Annotated in this window: 17 protein-coding genes and 3 pseudogenes; 8 read left to right on the forward strand and 12 right to left on the reverse strand. The window is 65.4% G+C overall.

The window, feature by feature from the left end:
• Positions 1-99: 99 nt before the first annotated feature.
• Positions 100-285 (reverse strand): annotated as a pseudogene (locus ABAZ39_RS37695) (calcium-binding protein); the annotation flags it as partial.
• A 141-nt stretch (positions 286-426) separates the two neighbouring features.
• Complete coding sequence (locus ABAZ39_RS35625) at positions 427-726, reverse strand: hypothetical protein (protein ID WP_144243564.1); 300 nt, start codon at positions 724-726, stop codon at positions 427-429.
• 542 nt (positions 727-1,268) lie between these two features.
• Here ABAZ39_RS35625 and ABAZ39_RS34165 point away from each other — a divergent pair.
• Positions 1,269-1,708, forward strand: a pseudogene (locus ABAZ39_RS34165) (IS110 family transposase); the annotation flags it as partial.
• Between the two features lie 178 nt (positions 1,709-1,886).
• Here ABAZ39_RS34165 and ABAZ39_RS14625 read toward each other — a convergent pair.
• The 4 genes from ABAZ39_RS14625 to ABAZ39_RS14635 all read right to left on the reverse strand — a co-directional run bounded on the left by ABAZ39_RS14625 (position 1,887) and on the right by ABAZ39_RS14635 (position 5,696).
• Complete coding sequence (locus tag ABAZ39_RS14625) at positions 1,887-2,963, reverse strand: IS5 family transposase (protein WP_040133804.1); 1,077 nt, start codon at positions 2,961-2,963, stop codon at positions 1,887-1,889.
• A 191-nt stretch (positions 2,964-3,154) separates the two neighbouring features.
• Positions 3,155-3,532 (reverse strand): PIN domain-containing protein, encoded by a 378-nt coding sequence (locus ABAZ39_RS34170; protein WP_081863061.1) that lies wholly within the window; start codon positions 3,530-3,532, stop codon positions 3,155-3,157.
• 106 nt (positions 3,533-3,638) lie between these two features.
• Positions 3,639-4,400: a glucose 1-dehydrogenase gene (locus ABAZ39_RS14630; protein ID WP_040133805.1), complete on the reverse strand. Its 762-nt coding sequence runs from the start codon at positions 4,398-4,400 to the stop codon at positions 3,639-3,641.
• Between the two features lie 66 nt (positions 4,401-4,466).
• Positions 4,467-5,696 (reverse strand): MFS transporter, encoded by a 1,230-nt coding sequence (locus tag ABAZ39_RS14635; protein ID WP_051658126.1) that lies wholly within the window; start codon positions 5,694-5,696, stop codon positions 4,467-4,469.
• Between the two features lie 135 nt (positions 5,697-5,831).
• Between ABAZ39_RS14635 and ABAZ39_RS14640 the strand changes: the two genes are divergently transcribed.
• The 6 genes from ABAZ39_RS14640 (at position 5,832) to ABAZ39_RS14665 (ending at position 14,637) form a co-directional block, all read left to right on the forward strand.
• A complete protein-coding gene (locus tag ABAZ39_RS14640) occupies positions 5,832-6,728 on the forward strand; it encodes a LysR substrate-binding domain-containing protein (protein WP_040133806.1) in 897 nt (298 codons plus the stop codon).
• Positions 6,729-7,957: 1,229 nt separating this feature from the next.
• The gene (locus ABAZ39_RS33050; RefSeq protein WP_081863213.1) at positions 7,958-10,195 is read left to right on the forward strand and encodes a PAS domain S-box protein; all 2,238 of its coding nucleotides are present in this window, start codon (positions 7,958-7,960) and stop codon (positions 10,193-10,195) included.
• A 172-nt stretch (positions 10,196-10,367) separates the two neighbouring features.
• Positions 10,368-11,543 carry a zinc-dependent alcohol dehydrogenase gene (locus ABAZ39_RS14650; protein ID WP_040135167.1) on the forward strand — a complete coding sequence of 392 codons (1,176 nt, stop codon included), beginning with the start codon at positions 10,368-10,370 and terminating at the stop codon, positions 11,541-11,543.
• Between the two features lie 18 nt (positions 11,544-11,561).
• Positions 11,562-12,173 carry a hypothetical protein gene (locus ABAZ39_RS14655; RefSeq protein ID WP_040133807.1) on the forward strand — a complete coding sequence of 204 codons (612 nt, stop codon included), beginning with the start codon at positions 11,562-11,564 and terminating at the stop codon, positions 12,171-12,173.
• A gap of 107 nt (positions 12,174-12,280) precedes the next feature.
• A complete protein-coding gene (locus ABAZ39_RS14660; protein ID WP_040135169.1) occupies positions 12,281-13,435 on the forward strand; it encodes an L-dopachrome tautomerase-related protein in 1,155 nt (384 codons plus the stop codon).
• A 35-nt stretch (positions 13,436-13,470) separates the two neighbouring features.
• Entirely contained in the window at positions 13,471-14,637 is a 1,167-nt protein-coding gene (locus tag ABAZ39_RS14665) for a potassium channel family protein (RefSeq protein ID WP_040133808.1), read from the forward strand.
• A 220-nt stretch (positions 14,638-14,857) separates the two neighbouring features.
• Here ABAZ39_RS14665 and ABAZ39_RS37700 read toward each other — a convergent pair.
• Positions 14,858-14,992, reverse strand: a pseudogene (locus ABAZ39_RS37700) (IS5/IS1182 family transposase); the annotation flags it as partial.
• Positions 14,993-15,071: 79 nt separating this feature from the next.
• Here ABAZ39_RS37700 and ABAZ39_RS14675 point away from each other — a divergent pair.
• The gene (locus ABAZ39_RS14675; protein WP_040133810.1) at positions 15,072-15,911 is read left to right on the forward strand and encodes an isocitrate lyase/PEP mutase family protein; all 840 of its coding nucleotides are present in this window, start codon (positions 15,072-15,074) and stop codon (positions 15,909-15,911) included.
• Between the two features lie 204 nt (positions 15,912-16,115).
• Here ABAZ39_RS14675 and pcaB read toward each other — a convergent pair whose 3' ends face one another.
• From pcaB to ABAZ39_RS14700, 5 genes are read right to left on the reverse strand one after another with little or no spacing between them, the layout of a single operon-like run.
• On the reverse strand, positions 16,116-17,465 hold the full coding sequence (pcaB, locus tag ABAZ39_RS14680; protein ID WP_040133811.1) for a 3-carboxy-cis,cis-muconate cycloisomerase: 1,350 nt from the start codon (positions 17,463-17,465) through the stop codon (positions 16,116-16,118).
• Positions 17,466-17,509: 44 nt separating this feature from the next.
• Positions 17,510-18,691 carry a CaiB/BaiF CoA transferase family protein gene (locus ABAZ39_RS14685; RefSeq protein ID WP_040133812.1) on the reverse strand — a complete coding sequence of 394 codons (1,182 nt, stop codon included), beginning with the start codon at positions 18,689-18,691 and terminating at the stop codon, positions 17,510-17,512.
• Positions 18,692-18,702: 11 nt separating this feature from the next.
• The gene (locus ABAZ39_RS14690; RefSeq protein WP_081863063.1) at positions 18,703-19,578 is read right to left on the reverse strand and encodes an HTD2 family dehydratase; all 876 of its coding nucleotides are present in this window, start codon (positions 19,576-19,578) and stop codon (positions 18,703-18,705) included.
• 38 nt (positions 19,579-19,616) lie between these two features.
• Entirely contained in the window at positions 19,617-20,990 is a 1,374-nt protein-coding gene (dctA, locus tag ABAZ39_RS14695; protein WP_040133813.1) for a C4-dicarboxylate transporter DctA, read from the reverse strand.
• A gap of 27 nt (positions 20,991-21,017) precedes the next feature.
• Positions 21,018-22,124 (reverse strand): 4-oxalomesaconate tautomerase, encoded by a 1,107-nt coding sequence (locus ABAZ39_RS14700; RefSeq protein ID WP_040133814.1) that lies wholly within the window; start codon positions 22,122-22,124, stop codon positions 21,018-21,020.
• Between the last annotated feature and the right edge of the window lie 134 nt (positions 22,125-22,258).

The raw sequence follows: 22,258 nt of genomic DNA on the forward strand, positions 1-22,258 counted from the left end.
GAATACGTCGCCTGTCGCATCACCCGTGGAGTCGACGCTCCCAGACAGACTGACCGTAACAGACTCGGAGGATGCGGCGTAGCTGACCAAATCGATGCCGGCACCGCCGAGAAACGTGTCAGCTCCGGCACCACCAATCAACGTATCGTTGCCATCACCGCCATCCAGGAAATCATCCCCGTCTCCGCCAATCAGCGAATCGTCACCTGCATATCCAAAAATTATATCGTTTTGAGAACCCCCAATAATGTTGTCATTGTTATTAGTTCCGTTGATATTTGGCATTTTTGTTCTCCTAGATTTTCTTTTGATTGTGCAAAAACCAATCAACGATTGTATAGATTACACATATAATATTTTCTATTCTCTTAGAACGCTTTTCGTGAAAGCGAATTGTGCGTAATTATATCTTGATGTTTAAGATGATTATTCTGTATAAGCAGAAATTAAGAGATTTTCCCTGCTTGTTTTTGGATTGATCCCAATGGCGAAATTTTTTGCTTTTGGAATCGCGAACCGGCTGGTTTGTCGGTCACCGCCTATTTGGTGCATTGATATTAAGTTTTTCTCCCAAAAGACGATCTCGCGCCTGACTGCAACCTTTGGAGGGAAGATTGGCGGTGAAAACGACCATAACACACAGTTATGGCTAATTATAACTATTTTGATACGGTAATCTGCCAAATATACGACTTTTTGACGCATTTCGCGATCAAGCACGCGCATTTCGGGGTATCGATAAGGCGCCGCACGGCAGGAGAGGTTGCCCCTGCAACCGCAGGGATGGGCGCGTAAACCCTCCTCCGAATCGGTGGTTCTTCCGCGTTTGGTGTGGATAGCGGGTGAACGCATGCAGAAAAGAGTGCTGCGCTCCATATGAAATGGAGAATGAACACGCTCTCCTTTCTGCCAAGCTGTCGGATCGGCTTTGTCACGAAAGCTGTGCCGCCGCGCAGCATGCTCCGACTTTCCGACAGGCTCACACGGAGGCGGTCGCCGCCCGCCAATCAGTCCTGGCCTGCGGCCGGAAGGTGCGCAGGGTCCGGCGGGAGATTGAGCTGGTCCTCGTTTCCCGGACAGTCGGATAAGCTTGGTTCGCCCAGAATGAAGGACGGACCCGATGACGGTGAAACGGAAACGGTGTTCGTCCGAATTTAGACTCTATGTTCGCGGCCTGAGAAGGCTGGCGGCCCGCCCTGCGACATGCCCCAATCGAGGGTTGCGCCGGACTGGCCGGCGCCGAGCCTCAGACATGGAGGGCGGGCCTGATGAACGATACCATCTACGTGGGACTGGATGTCCACAAGGCGACGGTGGCGGTCACCGTGGCGGAAGGCTGCGGGGCGGTGAGGTGCGGCAACTGGGAAGCGTCCGCCACACGCCTGAGCAAATCGCCAAGCTGGCGGAAAAGCTGGCCAAGGGTGGCCGGCGGCTGAGCTTCTGCTACGAGGCCGGTCCCTGTGGCTACGGTCTGCATCGGCAGCTGACCGACTTGGGGCACGACTGCATCGTGGTGGCGCCGTCTCTGATCCCGATGAAGGTCGGCGACCGGGTGAAAACCGATCGCCGGGATGCGGTGATGTTGGCGAAGCTGCACCGCTCCGGAGACCTCACGGCTGTTTGGGTCCCGGACAGCGCACACGAGGCGGTGCGCGACCTGATCCGGGCGCGGGCCACAGCCGTTCGGGTGCTCGGCAACATGCTCCAGGGGCCGGCCACTGCTTTCCAACAGGGCCACGGCTTCCCGCTTGAACTCGTCCGTGAAGAAGCGCCGTTTCGTCGTCATGTCCACCTCTCCGCTCCCCACGGGAGCTTAACAAAGGTGTCCACCGATTCGGAGGAGGCTCAGCTCCCGGAACCGCCGTTCAGGCGGACTCCGGGCGTGATTATGCCGCGGCCAGCAGCTTGGGCAGGCGGATCAGGTTGTAGGCGGTGGCGGTCAGCATGAACATCCAGCCGACACGGGCCGTGCCGCGATGACGCGTTTTGCGCAAGCCGGCTCCCTTGATCCAACCGAAGACCTCTTCGATCCGCTTGCGAATTCGCAGGCTGACGGCATAGCCGGGGTGACGGGTGGTCCGACCGTCGATCGCCGAACGGCGGTTGCTCGTGTTCCGCGCGACGTGCGGGGCGGCGCCCAGGCCGCGCAGGTTCGCCACGAAATCCTTGGTGTCGTAAGCCTTGTCGGCGCCCACCGTGATGCGGTGGCGACCGGGGATCGCCTCGACCATGGAGACCGCCGCCTCGCGTTCGGCCAGGGCGGTGGCCGCCGTCAGCCGGACATTCACCACCAAGGCGTTCCGGTTCTCCATCAGCGCGTGCCCCAGGAAGGCCAGCTTCGCCGGCTGCCCGTTGCCCTTGCGGTAGAGCCGCGCCTCGGGATCGCTCGTCGAGGCATGGGTTTCGTTGGATCGCTTCTCGCCATGGAAGTCGCGGTCGCCGTTGCGCCCCGGGCCCGGCGGCTCGCCGCTGCCGTCCTTGGGCCGGAAACTCTTCACGCTGGCCCAGGCTTCGATCAGCGTGCCGTCCACCGAGAAGTGCTCGTCCGACAGCAGCGTCTTGACCTTCGGCTGGCCCAGCACGGTGGCCAGGAACTGGGCCGCCACGTCGCCGGTCAGCAGACGCTCACGGTTCTTGGTGAACACCGTCACGTCCCACACCGGGGCGTCCATCGACAGGCCGACGAACCAGCGGAACAGCAGGTTGTAATCGAGCTGCTCCATCAACTGGCGCTCCGAGCGCACTGAGTAGAAGGCCTGGAGCAGCAGCGCCCGCAGCAGCTTCTCCGGCGGGATTGAGGGGCGTCCGATCTTGGAGTACAGCCCCTCGAACGCCGGCGACATCACCTCCAGCGCTTCATCCACGATGGCCCGGATTGGCCGCAGCGGGTGATCAGACGGGACCCGTGCCTCGCAGCTCACGTAGCTGAACAGACCCTCGCTGCGTTCGTCCGAGCCCCGCATCGCCCCCTCGCCGGCTGCATTCTCCTCAACCGTAGAGAATCACGACCAGCCGGCCATGCACAGCCTTTTTCCGCGTCCTGCTAGGAGCAAACAATTTTGTTTCGGCATATCAACGCACGAGGTACGCACATGACGAGTAGGTGCAAACGTTGTTGATTTCGCATATTCAGCACATACGGCGAATCAATGGCTTACGCCGCATTTACGTGCAAACATTTTTGTCCATCTACAGCAGCTCCAGTCAGGCGAAAATGATTGAGCATTGGAAAGGAAGTCATCACATTGACAAGAGGTTCGATCCTGGCCGAGCTTGAGCTTGGTCTTAACTTTTCTGGCCTCCACCATCCTCCAACTACTTCTCCTCGACGCGCTTCCCGAGGATGAACCAGCATCTCTGCTGAACCAGCACTCCACGGATTGAGCAACTTGACACTCATCGGCTCATAGTCGCGCACGTCGCGCGTGATCACGATCAGCCGGCGGACAAGCGCGGTGGCGGCGATCGGGCCGTCACGTTTGGTGCATGGGTTTGGGTACAAACCCGCCAGAGCCCTCGTGCTCTCGTCCATGGCAGGCCTGAACTCCGTTGATCCGTGGCGAGACTGCTTCAGCGCCGGAGGATGATCCGGGCTGGTACGGTGCGTCGAGGGTTAAGATTCACGCCGATCCCGTTGCTCACTTGCCGCCCGTGACATCGAGGAAGGTGCCGGTGATGAAGGAAGCCTCGGCGCTTGCCAGCCATAGGATCGCCCGGGCGACCTCTTCAGGCTGACCGCCCCTTCCCATGGGGATCGAGTCCTTGACGCGATCCACCCGTCCCGGCTCTCCGCCGCTCGCATGCATGTCCGTGTAGATGTGCCCGGGGCGGATGCAGTTCACGCGGATGCCGTCCCGCGCGACCTCCTTGGCGAAGCCGGTCGTGAAGGTTTCAAGGGCCCCCTTCGAGGCGGCGTAGTCGACATATTCGTTTGGACTGCCGAGCCGGGCCGATGCCGATGAGATGTTGATCACGGCGCCGCCCCGCCCGTTGTGGCGATACGACATGCGCTTTGCCGCCTGCTGCGCACAAAGGATAGGGCCGATCGCGTTGACCGCGAAGATGCGCTGCATCCGCTCGAAGTCGAGATCCTCGGTCCGGGACTGCCGCGCAAGCACCGCGGCGTTGTTGACCAGGACGTCGATCCGGCCGAACTCCTGGTCAATTGCGGCGAACAGCCGGACCACCTGCGCCGGGTCCGCGCTGTCGGCGCGCACGGGTAAAGCCCGGCGCCCCAGCGCTTCCACATCCGCCGCCACCGCACGGGCGGCGGACTCGTTGGCGACGTAGCTGATCGCCACATCGTAGCCCTGAGCGGCGGCCAGCCTCGCAGTCGCCGCGCCCACGCCACGCCCTCCACCCGTTATCAGAACCAGCGGCGCTTGAGGAACGGTGTTCATTGGAAGAACCTTCCTGTGGTGGCGAAACGTTCATGCGGATCCGCAAGCGGCGGAAATGCCGGCGACTTACGGCCGGCCTTGGCCGATCCACCTCGACATTCGGTGCCGGGAGACGCCGGGGCGCTCGTGCGCTCCCGCGGTGGAGTCGCTCAGATGCGGCCTCAGCATCAGGACAAGCGGAACGATCAGGGCGGCGGTCGCCGCCGAAGCCAGCACGCCGATCGTCTGGGTGCTGTGATCGGCAATCGCGCCGTAGAGAATCGGCGCGACGCCTCCGGAACCGATGACACTCGTGTAGAAGACCGCGAAGGCCCGCCCCGTATCGCCATCGGAAAGCTCCGGCACGGTGCCGTAGAGCACCGAAGAGGTGCCGTTGAGCACGACGCCCAGCAACGGCAACAGGATGAGTGTTGGCGTCAGCGACGTGAACAGCGTCGCCACGATGAGCAAGGCCGTGGCGGCTTCGGTCACCATGACGCTGCCGACGACACCCAACCGCTCCCCAAGCCGGCTGCACGTCGCTTTCCCGAACGCGCCGCCGATGAACAGCAGGGCGAGGGCAAGCCCGACCGTCGCCGTGTCCCCGCCCTGTCCATGGATGAGGAAGGGCAGAAAGAGCAGATAGCCCATGCGGGTTGCCGTATCGAGAGCGCCGATCGTCGTCAGAACGCCGAAGCCGCCGCGGCCCTGGCCGGAAGCCGTCCTCGTCGTGGCGGTCCTGGCGATGGGAGTGGCCGGCGTCAGCGGCACCAGGGCGACCGATAGAACAATTCCAAGCACCGCCATCAGCCCCAGCACCGGCTGCCAGCCGAGAGTCGGCAACAGCACAGCGACGAGTGCGGGCAGCGCGGCTTTCCCGAGATCGCCGGAAAAATTGTAGATGCCGAGTGGATGTCGCGCCGCCGCGCCATAACTCGCGGTGACAAGCATCGAGCCACATGGATGCTGAATGCTCGATCCGATTCCGGCCACGATGAGGCCAACGCAAAGCCCCGCAAAGCCGAACGGCGCCGCCATGATCAGCAAGCCCGTCAATGCGAGGACGGTCGACAGGATCAGCGCCGCTCGCGGCGACAAGCCACGCAGGGCACGATCAGCCGGGATTTGCAGGCCGCCCATCGTCCCGGAATAGAGGGCGCGGACGACGGCAAGCGCCGCATAGGAAAGGCCGAACTGCGCCTGCCATACTGGCAGAAAAACATAGAGAGCATCGGTGTAGCCGTCATGAAGCGCATGAGCAAGACACGCACCTGTCAGGCTTTTCTTTTTCTCAGTCCACCAATCTCTCGATTTCATATCTATTCTGTTCCTCGATGACGCAACAGGCCCTGTTCAGCTGGGGTAATTTCAATAGCATGGTATACGTGTGAGATTTCAGCGACTAGTATGCTTTGCATCACGGATACCGTTCGTTTTTCTCACGGATTTCCCATGCGCCGCCTTCCCCCCTTGAACGCCCTGCGCATTTTCGAGGTCGCGGCTCGGACCGGCAGCTATGCCGAAGCCGGAGCCGAACTCGGTCTCACCCATGGTGCGGTCAGCCGGCAGATCGCCGCACTCGAAAGCTGGCTCGGCCAGAGGCTTTTCATGAAGGACGGGCGCCGCATGGTCGCGACGCCGATGGCGAGAATCTTCGCCGCCGAGGTCGGTCTTTCCTTCGATCGCCTGGCTGTTGCGGCGGAAGCCTGTGGCCGGCCCGACGCGCGCCGCATCCTGCGTGTCAGCGCCCCGACCAGCTTCGCGATGCGCTGGCTGATCCCGCGGCTCAACCGATACCACGCCGACCATCCGCACATTGAAGTCGCGGTTACGACGGTTTCGACCGTGCTCGAGGACTTGCGCGGTGGTGTCGACGTGGCGATCCGGCGTGGCGCCGCTCAGCAGCATGTGTGGCCTCAGCATCGCGTCGTCCCGGTGCTGGATGATGCGGATACGCTGATCATGAGCCCGACGCTGTTCGCGCAACGGCCCATCCTGAAGCCCGCCGACATCAAGGGACATACGCTGCTTGCAAGCGAAACACGTGCCGGCGATTGGACGGACTGGCTCGAAGCGGCCGGGCTGCAGCACCTTGCCGGGCATCCCCGCCAGATCTTCGATCACTTTTTCGTAACCCGTCAGGCGGTGGAAGATGGGCTTGGCATTGGTATCGGCCCGTTCCCAATGCTGGAGATCGATGTCGCCCGCGGAAGGTTGATGACGCCACTGCCGGAGATCCGGGTTCCGAGGACGGGGTACGTCGCGCTTGTTCCACGTCACGCCGATGCCGGAAACCTGATTGCCGGCTTCGTCGACTGGCTCGTCGAAGAGACGCGGGGAGCACGGTGACGAGCCGGGCGGAACCCCGGTTCTCTCGGCCATCTCCCTCTTGAGGGCATGAGCGGCGAAAGCGTGCGATTGGAGGTTTGCGCCCCTTTCTGCCGAAAGTGAAACACGCCGGCGCCTTTATGGAAGCGCTTGCCGTGCGGCATCGTTAGGGCCTTTTGGTAAGGGATCTCCCTTAGGCACGCGCCGAATGGTCGAACGGCGATGCGGCACGATACTTCATGGCGTGAATGCGGGGGCTTGTGTGCAGCGACCTCGGCCGGCGGCGTCCCCCTCGACGTTCCTCAAACCCTATGCCGCGCCGTCGAGGGTGACGGTCATCTTCGAAGCACAGTCTGCACACCGCCGCTGAAGACCCTTCCACCGGCGGAAAGCTCGACCGCTGACCTCCGGCTCACCACCGACGGTGGGCCGGAAAATCTCAGTCGGCAGGCACGTTTGGGAGATTCCAATGGGCGTTTGCGTGAAACGAGAATGGCTGCGTGAGGCACCGGGTGCCTCTGCCGAACTGAAGCCCCCCTCCGAGTTGCAGCAACAGCAGGCTGTCCGCAGCGAGGTTCCGGATCAGCCGCAGGAACGAGACGCATCGCGCGGTGAAAACAGGAGGGACCGGTAGCATGGCATTCGCCTTATGCAGCCCGGCCTTCCCCAAACGGGCAGGCCAGAAAGCCACGATCGTGTCGAGATCCGAGAAAACCGGGGGCTGGGGCACGCCAAGGAACCATTTGCCCCACCCGCAGGTTGGAGGGATTGATGGCTTGTTCCGTCGACGGTGACGGGAGTTGCCGATGTCCTCCGTTGTCCATGCGCGTGGCTGTCCGCGCTGCCTTCCGCGACCGGGCACCGCTTAAGGGCGCCGCTCGGCGCACGGAAGACCGCCGTTCGTCTCGCGAATGCGATGCGCAGTTCCACGCCGCCGGCGAACCTGTCATCAGTGTTCCTGTCATCAGTGTTGGTGTGAAAAAACATACGTTGGCCATTAACGACAAAAACGCCGGCCCTGTTTGAGCCGGACGGCCGAAGGCGTGCTGGTGCAAGATTGCCCGCAGGATGCCATCGGTCAGGCGATCCCCTGTGGAATCGATGATCTGACGACCAATCGCGGCTTCGCGATTGGCGCCGCGCGCCCGTCTGCCCGGCGTGGAGTGACACCTATCGCCACGAACCAACCGGGATGATGCATGAGCATACAGTTCCCTGCGACGCCCAGGCGCCTTCACAGAGGACATGAGGTGAACGCGACGGACGGTTTTCCCGGTGCCGGCATCATGGGCGAATGCGTGCGAACCCACGACTGGACGGCCACGCCCCTCGGGCCGGCAGAGACTTGGCCACAGTCGCTCCGCACCGCCTTGAGCATCATGCTGAGTTCCGCCTTCCCCACCTATCTGGCCTGGGGGCCGGAACTGACGAGCTTCTACAACGACGCCTACATTCCGATCATGAGTGACAAACCGAACGGCCTCGGGCGGCCGTTCCCCGAGGTCTGGTCGGAGGTGTGGGACACCATCGGTCCGATCACCGAACGGGCCATGCACGGCGAAGCCAGCTACTTCGAGGACCTGCCGCTGACGCTCGTGCGCCGGGGCCATCCCGAGGCGACATGGTTCTCGTTCGCCTACAGCCCCATTCGTGACGAGACGGGCGGGATTGGCGGGGTCCTGTGCACTGTCCATGAGACCACACAGCGTGTCCACGCCGAGATGGCCCTGCGCCAGAGCGAGGCGCGGCTCCAGGCCGCCATCGACCTCGTCGATGTCTCACCCTATACGTGGGATCCGGCAACCGGTGCGCTGGACTGGGATGCTCGCCTGAGGGCGATGTGGGGCCTGTCCCCGGATACGCCGGTCTCCTTGGATGTCTGGATGTCCGGCATTCATCCTGAGGACCGGGCCCGGGTCGAAGCCGCGCTGGCCCATTGCGTGGATCCCGCGGGCGATGGTGTCTACCACATCGACTATCGCGTCATCGGGATTGAGGACGGGGTGGAGCGCTGGGTCTCCACCCATGGCCGGACCACCTTCGAAAATGGCCGGCCGGTGTGCTTCACCGGGGCTGCGCTTGAGATAACGGAGCGCAAGCGGGCCGAGGCGGCCCTGCGTGAGAGCGAGGCCCGGCTCTCGGCGATCCTGGACCAGCTGCCGCTCGGTGTGGGACTCGTCGACCGGGAGGGGAACATCACGCTGGGGAACCAGATGCTTCAGCAATACGCCCTCGTCACCATCCCCTCCAGAAGCCCGAAGCAAGCCGGGCATTGGCGAGCCTACACTCCCGAGGGCCAGCCTCTCAGCCCATCGGACTATCCAGGCGCGCGGGCGTTGCGGGGCGAAACGGTCGTCCCCGGGATCGACTTCATCTTCACCTTGCCGGATGGGCGAGAGGCGTGGACGCGTGTGAGCGCGGCACCCTTCCACAACGCCGCCCGGGAGAGGCTGGGCGCGGTCTTCGTGGTGCAGGACATCGACCGTGAGAAGCGGGCCGAGGAGCGCTTCCGCGAATTCGCGGCGCATTCCACGAACGCGTTCTGGATCGCCAACGCGGGGGACCGAACGCTTGAATATCTCAACCCGGTCTTTGAAACGGTTTTCGGGACAGCGCAAAACGCATTCCGACATGACATAAGCCGGTGGATCGAGGTCGTTCATCCCGATGACCGTGCCCGCGTCGCCGAGGCTTTCGGCAGGACGGCGCTCGGTGTGGTCTCCGTGGAGGAATTCCGCATCACCCGAACCGACGGAGCGTTGCGTTGGATCCGCAACACCTTCTTCCCCATCCGGGACGAACAGGGCCGGGTCCGGCGCACCGGCGGCATCGCCCAGGACATCACGCGCCATGAAGGGCGCTTCGTGTACATCGTCGACGCGGATGGGACTTCACGCGAGAGCCTCTCTCGCGTGCTTTGGGAGGCCGGCTATGACGTCAGAGCCTTCCCTTCCGGCAAAGCCTTTCTGGAGTCGGCACCCGCCCTGGTGTCGGGCTGCGTCGTGCTCGACATCCAGCACCCTGACGCGGGCGGCCTTGCCGTCCCGAGAGAACTCAAGGCTCGGCGGATCGGCCTGCCGGTGATCGTTCTGGGTGATGCCGGAGGCGATGTAACCTTCGGAGTGCACGCGATGAAGGCCGGCGCGGTGGATTTCCTGCCGTTGCCTTATCGTACCGACACCCTGCTCGCCGCCGTCGCATCAGCGGCGGCCGACATTCGTCAGACTGAAGAGGCCGACCACGAGACCGGCCGGGCCCGGGCTCGCATGGCCGAGATGTCGGAGCGCGAACGGGAGGTGTTGGCCGGCATCCTCGCTGGCCAGACGAACAAGCAGATCGGGCGGGACATCGGCATCAGCCCGCGCACGGTGGAGACCCACCGGGCGCATGTCATGCAGCGGCTTGGCGCCAAGACCGTACCGGACGCGGTGCGGATTGCCGCATCGGCCGGTGTGCAGGCGCCGCGGCGGTCAGGTGATGGAGGTTAGAAACCCCTGGCGCGGAGGTTCCCTGAGGAACCATCCCTAGGAACGCGGTGAGGCTCGCTCAGGTTTTGAGGCTTTCAATCCGACAGGCCACCCCCGCAGAGACAGGCTCTTCGGTCCGAAGCACTTCCGGAAGCGCAGGCCTCTGCATCTTGGCAGGATGAAGGAGGAAAGCATGCGAGCCTTGGTTTGGCATGGCAAGGAAGACATCCGGTGCGACACCGTCACTGACCCCGAACTCGAGCAGCCGCGCGACGCCATCGTCAAGGTGACGAGCTGCGCCATTTGCGGCTCGGACCTGCACCTGTTCCACAACTTCATCCCGGCGATGCTGCCCGGCGACATCATGGGGCATGAGATGATGGGGGAGGTCGTCGAGGTCGGGCCGGAGGCCAAGCACAAGCTCAAGGTCGGCGACCGGGTGGTGGTTCCGTTCACGATCATCTGCGGCGAGTGCGACCAGTGCAAACGCGGCAATTTCTCGGTGTGCGAGGCCACCAACCGCAAAAAGTATCTCGCCGACAAGGTCTTCGGCCACCCGACCGCGGGCCTGTTCGGCTACACGCATCTGACCGGCGGCTATCCGGGCGGACAGGCCGAATATCTCCGCGTCCCCTTCGCTGATGCGACGCACATCAAGGTGCCGGATGGGATCCCGGACGAGAAGGTTCTCTTCCTCGGTGACATCTTCCCGACCGGCTGGCAGGCCGCCGTCCAGTGCGACATCCAACCGACCGACACCGTTGCGATCTGGGGCTGCGGTCCCGTCGGTCAGATGGCGATCCGCAGCGCCGTCCTCCTCGGCGCCAAGCAGGTGATCGCCATCGATCATCTGCAGGAGCGCCTGGAAATGGCGGAAGCCGGTGGCGCCATCACCATCAACTTCGACGAGGAGAGCGTGGTCGAGCGCCTGAACGAGCTCACCGGTGGTTTGGGCCCGGAGAAGTGCATCGACGCCATCGGCATGGAAGCCCATGTCTCGCCCTCCATGCCGGACACGGTCTACGACCGCGCCAAGCAGATGCTCGGCGCTGAAAGCGACCGGCCGCACGTCCTTCGCGAGATGATCTACGTTTGCCGCCCGGCCGGCGTGATCTCGATCCCGGGCGTCTATGGCGGGTTGGTCGACAAGATCCCGATGGGCCAGCTGATGAACAAGGGGCTGACCATCCGGACGGGCCAGACGCACGTCAACCGTTGGACCGACGACCTCCTGCGCCGCATCGAGGAGGGGCAGATCGATCCATCGTTCGTCATCACCCACACCGTGAGCCTCGATGAGGGGCCCGAGATGTACAAGGTGTTCCGCGACAAGCAGGACAACTGCGTCAAGGTCGTCCTGAAACCTTGAAGACCGGGGAGAGAAGACGTGACTTACACAATCTCGAACATTGCCCGGTCCAAGGGCGACCCGAAAGTCCTTCACTCCGGGCCCAGTTCGCTGGGTGCCTCCGACCGCTTGGCCAGAGCGCTCGGCTGGTACAGCATCGGGCTCGGCTTGACCGAGCTGTTTGCGGCGAAGCGCATCACCCGGACGCTTGGCATGGAGGGCAAGGAAGCCCTTGTGCGGGCCTATGGCGTCCGCGAACTCGGGCACGGCATCGTCTCGCTCTCGCCCGACAAGCATCTCGGGTTGTGGAGCCGGGTGGCCGGAGACGGGCTCGACATCGCCACCCTGATGACGGCCATGCGGCACGACAACCCGAAGCGCGACAATGTCGGGATTGCTCTTGCGGCGGTGCTGGGGGTGACTCTGCTCGACATCATCGGCGCGCAGGGGGTCACGGCCCGCCACCGCCGCCCCCATGACCGGCCACGCTCCTACAGGGATCGGACCGGCTTCCCGCAGGGTGTCCAGGCGGCGCGTGGCGCCGCCAGGGACTTCAAGGTGCCTCCGGACATGCGGGCCGCACCGGCCCTCGCGGCGGTGTCCAATCGCGCCCCGCAGGAGAAGGCGCAGGAGAAGGCGCGGCCGCACTGAATCACCAACGACACGGCTGCGTTTGAGCGGAGTTCACGCTCTTGAGGTGGCCGTCGCATCCCCCATGATCACGGCCACGCGATCACGGCTACGCAATGGAAATGAACATGCAACGGCTCGCAACGGTGACCCTGCTTTTCGGAACGCTCCTGGCCGGCACATCCATGGCGCAGCAGGGCGCCGCACCATCTCAGGGCACGGGGCATCTGGAGCAGGTCGCCAGTTTTGAACATCAGGTGACCGGAGTGACCGTTTCGAAGGACGGGCGCATCTTCGTCAACTTCCCGCGCTGGACGGAGGATGCACCGATTTCGGTCGCCGAAGTAACGCGCGACGGCCACATCAAGCCGTACCCGGACGACGCGTGGAATTCCTGGCGCAACGCCAAGAAGAACCAGATGTCCGCCGGCGATCACTTCGTGTGCGTCCAGAGCGTCGTGGCCGATGCGCGCGGCAATCTCTGGGTCGTGGACCCGGCCGCGCCAGCCACGGCACCGGTCGTCCAGGGTGGGCCCAAGCTCGTCAGGATCGACCTGAAGACGAACAAGGTTGCGCAGGTGATCCACTTCGACGAGACGGTCGCGCCTCAGGGCAGCTACCTGAACGATGTCCGGTTTTCGCCGGATGGGCGGCATGCCTACCTGACCGATGCCGGGGCCAAGGGTGCTCTCGTCGTTGTGGATCTCCAGGACGGCAAGGCCCGACGCGTCCTTCACGGCCACCCGAGCACCCAACCGGAAAAGGATGTGGTGGTGAAGACCGATGGGCAGGAGTTGCGCCGTCCCGACGGGCGCGGGGTCGAATTTGCCGCTGACAGCATCGCGCTCTCTCCCGATGGGCGCACGCTCTACTGGAAAGCGCTGACCGGCCGGACCCTCTATCGCATCCCGACGGACGCCTTGGAAAACCCACGTCTGTCCGGGAAGGATCTCGAAGCTCGGGTGGAGCGTGCCGCAGAGACCGAGCCGACGGACGGTCTTTGGATCGACGGGCACGGACGGTTTTACCTGAGCGCGATCGAGCAGGATGCCGTGAAGGTCCGTGATGGCGATAGCATCACCACCCTCGTACAGGACAAACGGCTGCGCTGGCCCGATACATTCTCGGAGGGACCCGACGGGAGCGTCTACGTCACCAGCTCCCGCATTCAGGACATGAGCTGGTTCAAGCCCGAGACCGGCCCGCGCCTCGAGACGCAGCTGTGGCGCATCGAACCTGGACCGGGCGCGGAGGCGACCGGCCCGGTCGGGCAGTCCCAATGAGCCCGACCGAGCCGGTGGGATGACAGGAGGCCGCGATGATGGGACGACTGGAGCAGGGTCTTGGAATACTGCTGATCCTGACCATCCTGCTCGATGTCTTTCTGACCGTGCTCTACGCCCGGATCGGCACCAGCATCGTCGGATTCAGGGTCGAGCGGCTGATCTGGGCCTCCTTCGTCAAAGCCTCAAAGGTTCTTGGTTCTCGGCAATTTGGCCCTCGACAAGGAGCCGTTCTGTCCTTCTGTGGTCCGGTCATCCTCGTGCTGCTGGTCGGGGTCTGGGCTCTCGGGCTGACGCTCGGGGCGGCGCTGATCATGCACCCGGAACTCGGCACCTCCATCCGCGCCACCAACGGCGAAACCCCCACGGACTTCGTCACCGCGATGTATGCCGGGGGAACCAGCATGGCCATTGTCGGGGCGAGTGACTTCACCCCGCACACGAGCCCCACCCGGCTGCTTTTCCTGTTCAATTCGCTGATCGGCATGTCGGTGATGTCGCTGACGCTGACCTATCTGATGCAGGTCTATACGGCGCTCCAGCGGCGCAACGTGTTGGCCATGAACATCCATTTCCTCTCCGGGTGCACAGGCGATGCCGCCGAATTGCTGGCACGTCTCGGACCTGAGGGGCAGTTCAGCGGCGGCTACACGAACCTGTCGGAACTCGGCGTCGAGATGACCCAGACCAAGGAGGCGCACCACTTCTACCCGGTGCTCTTCTACTTCCGCTTCAGTGATCCATACCACTCGGTGTCCCGTTCCACGCTGGTCGCGTTGGACACGGTGAGCCTGATCAAGAGCGCCCTGGATGATCAGAAGCACCGCTGGCTGAAGGAGGCAGGAGCCGTCACGCAGCTCCGGGAAGCGTCCATGATGCTCCTCACATCCCTGGAGAACACCTTCCTTCCCCATGGGGCACCGGACCGGGAGGCGCAACCGGACCAGCAGACCCGGGACCTTTGGCGAGCACGCTACCACGCTGCCCGGCAGCGGCTTCGGCAGGCGGGGATCCAGATCACGGCCGACGGGCAGGCCGGTGCCGAAGTCTACATCTCCTGCCGAATGCAATGGGACCATCACATCACGAACCTGGCACCCGCGATGGCTTACAGCATGGAGGAGATCGACGCGGCAATGAACGGTCTTGGATCCAAGGACAGGCCAAACGATCCCCGGCCCCGCCTTCACATCGCCGAATGACGGTGATGATGCTCTTCGTGCCCCAAGCATTGGCATGTCATGCCGACCGGTGTCCGGTTCGGGGCGATAGTGTTGAAAAAATCGGGATTGCCGGCGGCGTTAAGTCCTGATTCAGTTCTCCCGAGCAGAGGAGGACGCAGCGATGATGGGCGAGCGGACGGTGATGCAGGAGGCGCTGTTTTATGAGTTCAGCCTCGAGCGCCACGTCCCGGCGGCCCGCCCCCGCCGTCACCGGCGCTTCGCGGGCCAGCCGGATCGTCGTCCGGTCCGCAACCCGTTTCCCCTACCCCAGTCCCAGCCCGAACAACCGCATCGACGACAGCCGGTCGCGCACCTGATACTCGGCCTGCTCGTCCGGACGACGCGGGAACGCAAGCGTATCCTGCCCCCGTCAGCCTGCAGACGTTGATCCGTCACCCTGGAAGGACCTTGTGATGGCCAACCACCACCAAGCCCGTGCTGTTTTCGCCGACCTTCACCATGCCGGCTGCTTCGTCATCCCCAATCCATGGGATGTCGGAAGCGCCGTGATGCTGAAGCATCTCGGGTTCCGCGCGTTGGCCACCACCTCGGCGGGGTATGCCTTCTCGCGGGGACTTCCCGACACCGATTGGGCGGTGCCCCGCGGCGACATGCTGGCCCACATCGCCGAGATGGTCGGGGCAACCGACCTGCCGGTGAACGCCGATTTCGAAGCCGGTTACGCCCATGATTGCGAAGGGCTGGCCCGCAACGTGCGCCTCTGCGCCGACACCGGCGTGGCCGGTCTGTCCATTGAAGACGCCACGGGCGACCCGGAGAAGCCGCTGTACGATTTTCATCACGCCGTCGAACGCGTGGCCGCGGCGGCGGAGGCGTTGCGGGGAACCGGCGTCCTTCTGACCGCCCGCTGCGAAGCCCTGCTGGTGAACCACCCGGCGGCCGTCGAAGAGGCACTGCACCGCTTGCCGGCCTACGCCGCTGCCGGAGCCGATGTCCTCTACGCGCCGGGCTTGCAGACCCCGGATGTCATCCAGGCAGCGGTCGAAGCCGTCCGCCCGAAACCGCTCAACCTTCTGGTTTCCTCACCGATCGGCCTGTCGGTGGAGCAGATCGCCGCCCTGGGCGTGCGACGCATCAGCCTGGGCAGCGGGTTCAACCGCGCCGCCTGGGGCGGCTTCCTGCGGGCGGCCCGGATGCTCGCCGACCACGGGCGCTTCGACGCCCTTGGCGAGGCCGAACCGTTCGATGCGCTCAACGGGTTCTTCCGGACCCACGGCCGGCCAACACCCTGAACGACGGGCTGCGGAACCAGCACGGCACGGATTGAGCAACTTGACACTCCTCGGCTCAAAGTCGCGCACGCCGCGCCTGACCACAATCAACCGGTGGACAGGCGCGATGGCGGCGATCAGGCCGCCATGCTTGGGGTGCGGGTCGGGTGCATGAAGCGCGGCCCACGCGAGCCGGCCCACATGAGCCGGCCCTGGGCGGCCCGATCAACCGTTCATGCGGGCCAGGACGCGATCGACCATGACCCCCGATTGTCCGAGGTAGTTGGCCGGGTCGCACAGCTTGGCCAGTTCGGCGCGGCTGAGGCAGGCGCTGATCTCCGGCGTCTCGGCCAGGAGGTCGAGCAGCGGCCGGTTCTGGCGCACCGCCTCGCGGCAGAGGTCGTAGACGAGGTCGTGGGCGTACTCGCGCCCGATGTGGCGGCCGAGCCCCATCATCACCGCCTCGGACGCCACCAGCCCGTTGGTCATCTCCAGATTGGCGCGCATCCGCTCGGCATCGACCTCCAGCCCGCTCACCACGAACCGCGCCTGTTTCAGGGCGCCGGCCAGCAGGCAGAAGGCCTCCGGCAGGACGATCCACTCGATCTCCCACGGGCCGGTCGACCGTTCGTGGTCGGCCACCATGGCGTCGAGCAGGGCCGCCGTGTGCTGGCGCAGCACGGAGATCGACGCGTGGATGTAGCAGCTGGAGATCGGATTGCGCTTCTGCGGCATGGTGCTGCTCGACCCGCGGCCATGCGCGAAGGGCTCGTAGACCTCGCCGACCTCCGTCTGCATCATCAGCTTCACGTCCATCGACAGCTTGCCGAGGGTGCCGCCGACCAGGCCCAGGAAGCAGCCCACCTCGGCGATGGTGTCGCGGATGGTGTGCCAGGCGATCACCGGCTGGGCGAGGCCCAGCTCCTTCATCAGCCCGGCCTGGGTCTCCATGGCGCCGTGCTCCAGGGAGGCCAGCGTGCCGGACGCTCCGGCGAACTCGCCCATCAGCACGCGCGGACGGAGCTGCGCCAGCCGCTCGCGATGGCGCTCCACCGCCGACAGCAGCCCGGCCATCTTGTAGCCGAAGGTCACCGGCACCGCCTGCTGCAGGTTGCTGCGGCCGATCATCGGCGTGTCCCGGTGGCGCTTGGCGAGGGTCGCCAGGGCCGCCGACAGGCCCGCCAGATCCTCGTCCACGATGACCAGCGCCTCGCGCATCTGCAGGACCGTGGCGGTGTCGGTGATGTCCTGCGTGGTGGCGCCCCAGTGGCAGTACTCGCCGAGCCGGTCGCGGCACAGCGCGTTGAGCTGCGAGACGACGCCCAGCACCGGATAGCCGATGCGCTCCGTCTGCGCCTTCAGCGTCGCCATGTCGATCTTGTCGAGCGAGCAGTTGGCGACGATCTCGTCGGCGGCCTCCTGCGGGATGATGCCCAGGCGGCCCTGGACGCGGGCGAGCGCGGCCTCGATGTCCAGGTATTTGCGGGTTCGGTTCTCGTCCGACCAGACGGCGCGCATGGCCGGGGTGCTGAAGATGTCGCCGAAGATGGCGGAGTCGATGATCGTGGACGGCATGGTGCTGGTCCTCCCAGAAAATGTCGTTCTGTTCGCGGCGCGGCTCAGACCGCCTTCGCGTCGCGCAGCCGGGCGATGTCGCTGGGCGCGTAGCCCAGCTCGGCAAGAATACGGTCGGTGTGCTGGCCGAGCGCCGGCACCGGGTCCATGCGCGCATCCCCGTTGCTTGCCATGCCCGGCGGCAGCAGGGCCGGCACCGGCCCGTTCTGGGTCTCCACCGTGCGCCAGCGATCGCGGGCCGCCAGTTGCGGGTGGTTCCAGACGTCCTGCATGGCGTTGGCCTGGGCGTTGGCGATGGCGGCCTGCTCCAGCCGGGCGACCACCTGCTCGGCGGTCAGGCCGGCGAAGGCCGCCACGATGATCCCGCGCAACTCGTCGCGCGCCGCGTTGCGGCGGGAGTTGCTGGAGAAGCGCTCCTCCCGCGCCAGCTCGGGGCGTTGCAGCACCGTCTCGCAGAAGGCCACCCATTCGCGCTCGTTCTGCAAGCCGAGCAGCACCGTCTTGCCGTCGCCGGCCGGAAACGGGCCGTAGGGGTAGATGGTGGCGTGGCTGGCGCCGGTGCGGGCCGGCGGCGGCGCGCCATCGAAGGCGTAGTAGAGCGGGTAGCTCATCCACTCCACCAGCGATTCCAGCATGGAGACGTCGATGCGGCAGCCCTGCCCCGTCTGCTGGCGCTGGAGAAAGGCGGCCAGGATGTTGCTGTAGGCGTACATGCCGGCGGAGATGTCGGCGATGGACGGGCCGGCCTTGGCGGGCGTCTCCGGCGTGCCGGTCACCGACAGGAAGCCGGACTCGCCCTGGATCAGCAGGTCGTAGGCCTTCTTGTCCCGGTAGGGGCCGTCGTCGCCGTAGCCGGAGATGTCGCAGACGATGATTCCCGGCTTTTCGGCGGACAGCGCCTCGTAGGACAGGCCGAGGCGGGCCGCCGCGCCGGGGGCGAGGTTCTGCACCACCACGTCGGCCTGCTCGCGGATCAGGCGCTTGAGGATCGCCTGCGCCTCCGGGTTCTTGACGTCGAGCGTCAGGCTTTCCTTCGAGCGGTTGGTCCACACGAAGTGCGAGGCGACGCCGCGCACCCGCTCGTCGTAGCCGCGGGCGAAGTCGCCGACGCCGGGACGCTCCACCTTGATGACGCGGGCGCCGAGGTCGGCGAGCTGGCGCGTCGCGAAGGGGGCGGCGATGGCGTGTTCCAGGGTGACGACGGTGATTCCAGACAGCGGTTTCATAGGGGGCGTCCTCACGTCAGGACCGCGGTGGCGTCCATGGTCAGCCAGCCTTCATGGTCCTTGGCCCACAGGTGGACCGTCTTGCCGTCGGCGAGCGGCGTGCCGCACACCGAGAAAGGGTTGATGTCGAAGGTCGGCCGCACCGCCTTGAAGCGGAAGGAGGCGACCTCGGCTTCCGGCAGCCGGTGGCGCAGCAGGTCGAGCAGCAGGGTGGCGATCAGCGGGCCGTGCACGATCAGCCCCGGATACCCCTCCACCCCCGTCACGTAGCGCCGGTCGTAGTGGATGCGGTGGCCGTTGAAGGTCAGCGCCGAGTAGCGGAACAGCAGCACGTCGTCGGGAACCCAGCGCGTCTCCCAGGCCGCGTCCGCCGGCGCCGGCTGCGGTTCCGGCGGCGCATCCTGCGGCGTGGCCGCCTCGCGGTAGACGATGTCGTGGAACTCGGTCAGCGCCACCTCGGTCTCGCCGGCGCGGCGGATCTCGTGGCGGACCTTGACGAAGACCAGCGGGCCGGTGCGCCCGGACTTCTCGGTCACGTCATGGATGGTCGAGGTCCGGGTCAGGGCGTCGCCGACGCGCAGGGGGCTGTGGAACTCGAACTGGCTGCCGGCCCACATCCGGCGGGGCAGCGGCACCGGGGGCAGGAAGCCGCCGCGCCTGGCATGACCGTCCGGCCCGATCTCCGACTGGCGGTGCAGCGGCAGGAAGTACAGCCAGTGCCACAGCGGCGGGAGCGGGGTACCGGCGGCGGGGCGCTCGGCGGGCCGGTCCAGAGTGGCCGAGAGAGCGGCGTAGGGGGTCGGGGTGACGGTGTCGGACACGGTCTCGCTCCGGCCGATCCAATCCTTCGCGCTTGTGGTGGAAACGGTCATGGGGGAGGCGGTCATGGTGGCGTCCTCGATGCGTGGGGGCGGCCTGCGCCGGATCAGTGCGACGGCTGGGCGGGGGCGGTCAGCGGCAGGACGGCGATGTCGCCCTTCTCCTCCAGGCACCGCTCGGTGCTGGCGTAGCTCTGGTTCAGCTCCCGCTGCAGAACCTCGCGGTCGCAGGCGTTCTCCCAGATCGAGACGACGATGCTGGCGACGCAGTTGCTGATGATGCTGGTCAGGGCGCGGGCCTCGGACATGAAGCGGTCGATGCCGACGAGCAGGGCGACGCCCGCCACGGGAAGGTCCGGCATCACCGTCAGCGTGGCGACCAGGGCGACGAAGCCGCTGCCGGTGACGCCGGCCGCACCCTTCGAGGTCAGCAGCATGACGCCGAGCATGGCGAAGATCTGGCCACCCGACAGGTGGATGTCGCAGGCCTGGGCGATGAACAGGGAGGCCAGCGTCAGGTAGATCGCCGTGCCGTCGAGATTGAACGAGTAGCCCATGGGCAGCACGAGGCCGGAGACGCCCTTCTTGCAGCCCAGCGCCTCCAGCTTCTGCAGCACGCGCGGCAGGACCGGTTCGGAGGAGGAGGTGCCGAGCACGATCAGCAGCTCTTCACGGAAGTAGCGCAGCACCTTCCACAGGCTGAAGCCGTGCAGCCGCGCCAGCGTGCCGATGATGACGACCAGAAAGACGCTGCAGGCGATGTAGAAGGTGAGGATCAGCAGGCCGAGCGAGCCGATGCTGTCGATGCCGTATTTGCCGACGGTGAAGGCCATCGCGCCGAAGGCGCCGATCGGGGCCAGCTTCATGATGAAGCCGAAGGCGGCAAACAGCACGTGGGAGAAGGATTCGATGCCCTGGACCACCGGCTCGCCGGCCTTGCCGACCCGCGTCAGCCCGAAGCCGACCAGGACGGAGATGAGCAGCACCGGCAGCACCTCGCCCTCGGCGAAGGCGCCGAAGAAGGAATGCGGGATGATGTGCAGCACGAAATCGGTGAAGCCGACCGGAGCCGCCTGCTTGGCGTAGCGCGCCGCCACCGTGGGGTCGAGCGACGCCGCCGACACGTGCATGCCGACGCCGGGCTCGATGATCATCACCGCGGCCAGCCCGATGAGCAGCGCCGCCACCGTCAACGCGTAGAACAGCGCCATCGACTTGACCAGCGTCTTGCCGATCTCGCGGGTGTCGTTGAGGCTGGTGATGCCGCTGACGATGGTGCAGAAGACGACCGGCGCGATCATCATCTTGACCAGCTTGACGAACCCGTCGCCGAGCGGCTTCAGGGAGGCCCCGAAGTCCGGCCAGAAATGACCGGCCAGGATGCCCAGGGTCAGGCCGACGACGACCTGGAAATAGAGAGCTTTGTAAAAGGCCTTGGGCTTGGTCGGCGCCGGGGTTTGTTCTCCCGTTTGTAGGCGCATGGCGTTTCCTCCTCGGTGCGTTGTGGATCAGGCGGCCATGGCGGCCCGTGGTGGGTCCAATGGCCGTGCGAACACGGTTCCTTCGAACAGGCGTCGTGACGTGCGCAGGATGCTGGCGGTTGGGGCGGATTGACCGGCTCCCGGATCGAGGCGGACGGTCAGCCGGCCGGCAGGGTGCTCGAAAGTGACGTCGCCGGGCAGGGCCGAATGTCCGGCCAGCGCGGAGGCCACGGTTCCCGGGATCGTGCAGGCGGTCGCGGTGGCGACGGCCCCGGTGATGGCCATCGCCCGGTGGCAGTCGTGCGGCATGAAATAGCGGACGGCGAGCGTGCCGCCGCGCGTCGGCGGCGCCAGCAGGACGGGCTTGGGGATCACCATGCCGGCGGCGTTGGGGAAGCCCATGCGGCGGCCGGCCTCGACGCGCAGCGCCTCCAGTCGGGCCATGAAACCCCGGTCGAGCCGGTAACTGTCCATCGGCTCGTGCCCCGTCTTGCCGAGGTCGGCGGCGCGGACCAGCATCACCGGGATGGCGGCGTCGATGCAGGACACCTCGATTCCGCCGATGCGGTCGATCGGCGCCCCGGTGGGCAGCAAGCGGCCGGTGTTGGCGCCCGCCGCGTCGAGAAAGGCGAGGTGAATGGGCGCCGCGGTGCCGGGAACGCCGTCGATGACGGCCTCGCCCTCGTAGGTCACCCGGCCGTCGGGGGTCTGGACGCGCGCCTCGATCAGCTTGCCGGTGTTGACGTTGTGGATGCGCACCACCGTCACGCCGTCCGTCGCCGGGACCAGCCCGGCCTCGATGGCGAAGGGGGCGACCGCGGCCAGCATGTTGCCGCAGTTGGGTGAGGTGTCGACGATCCCTTCCTGCACCCGCACCTGGGCGAACAGATAGTCCACGTCCGCGCCGGCCAGGGTGGCGGGACCGACGATGGCGACCTTGCTGGTCAAGGGATTGCCGCCGCCGATGCCGTCGATCCCCAGGTCGTTCCCCGCCCCCATGACGGAGAGCAGAAGGGCGTCACGCTCCGCCGGGGATGCCGGAAGGTCGGAGGCCAGGAAGAAGGGCCCGCGGGAAGTTCCGCCGCGCATCATCACGCAGGGAATGCCGATCTGGCGGCTGGTCAGGTGGTTCATGGCGCTTGCTGTCTCTTGGTCTCGCCGTCGCGGCGAAGAAAGCCGATGGACAGATATTCCGCCCCGGAACCGTATTTGTTAAATGCAATGATTCGGGATATTATTGCGCATCGCGCATCAATGGGCGCCGCCGC

The sequence above is a fragment of the Azospirillum argentinense genome, assembly GCF_000632475.1.
GTDB lineage: Bacteria > Pseudomonadota > Alphaproteobacteria > Azospirillales > Azospirillaceae > Azospirillum > Azospirillum baldaniorum.

Excerpts from the sequence above, each read along its gene's own strand:
- ABAZ39_RS14650 (WP_040135167.1), top strand. The coding sequence starts at position 10,368 with ATGCGAGCCTTGGTTTGGCATGGCAAGGAAGACATCCGGTGCGACACC.
- ABAZ39_RS14630 (WP_040133805.1), bottom strand. The coding sequence starts at position 4,400 with ATGAACACCGTTCCTCAAGCGCCGCTGGTTCTGATAACGGGTGGAGGG.
- ABAZ39_RS34170 (WP_081863061.1), bottom strand. The coding sequence starts at position 3,532 with ATGGACGAGAGCACGAGGGCTCTGGCGGGTTTGTACCCAAACCCATGC.
- ABAZ39_RS14625 (WP_040133804.1), bottom strand. The coding sequence starts at position 2,963 with ATGCGGGGCTCGGACGAACGCAGCGAGGGTCTGTTCAGCTACGTGAGC.
- ABAZ39_RS14685 (WP_040133812.1), bottom strand. The coding sequence starts at position 18,691 with ATGAAACCGCTGTCTGGAATCACCGTCGTCACCCTGGAACACGCCATC.
- ABAZ39_RS14675 (WP_040133810.1), top strand. The coding sequence starts at position 15,072 with ATGGCCAACCACCACCAAGCCCGTGCTGTTTTCGCCGACCTTCACCAT.
- dctA (WP_040133813.1), bottom strand. The coding sequence starts at position 20,990 with ATGCGCCTACAAACGGGAGAACAAACCCCGGCGCCGACCAAGCCCAAG.
- pcaB (WP_040133811.1), bottom strand. The coding sequence starts at position 17,465 with ATGCCGTCCACGATCATCGACTCCGCCATCTTCGGCGACATCTTCAGC.
- ABAZ39_RS14665 (WP_040133808.1), top strand. The coding sequence starts at position 13,471 with ATGATGGGACGACTGGAGCAGGGTCTTGGAATACTGCTGATCCTGACC.
- ABAZ39_RS14640 (WP_040133806.1), top strand. The coding sequence starts at position 5,832 with ATGCGCCGCCTTCCCCCCTTGAACGCCCTGCGCATTTTCGAGGTCGCG.
- ABAZ39_RS14700 (WP_040133814.1), bottom strand. The coding sequence starts at position 22,124 with ATGAACCACCTGACCAGCCGCCAGATCGGCATTCCCTGCGTGATGATG.
- ABAZ39_RS14690 (WP_081863063.1), bottom strand. The coding sequence starts at position 19,578 with ATGACCGCCTCCCCCATGACCGTTTCCACCACAAGCGCGAAGGATTGG.
- ABAZ39_RS14635 (WP_051658126.1), bottom strand. The coding sequence starts at position 5,696 with ATGAAATCGAGAGATTGGTGGACTGAGAAAAAGAAAAGCCTGACAGGT.
- ABAZ39_RS35625 (WP_144243564.1), bottom strand. The coding sequence starts at position 726 with ATGCGCGTGCTTGATCGCGAAATGCGTCAAAAAGTCGTATATTTGGCA.
- ABAZ39_RS14660 (WP_040135169.1), top strand. The coding sequence starts at position 12,281 with ATGCAACGGCTCGCAACGGTGACCCTGCTTTTCGGAACGCTCCTGGCC.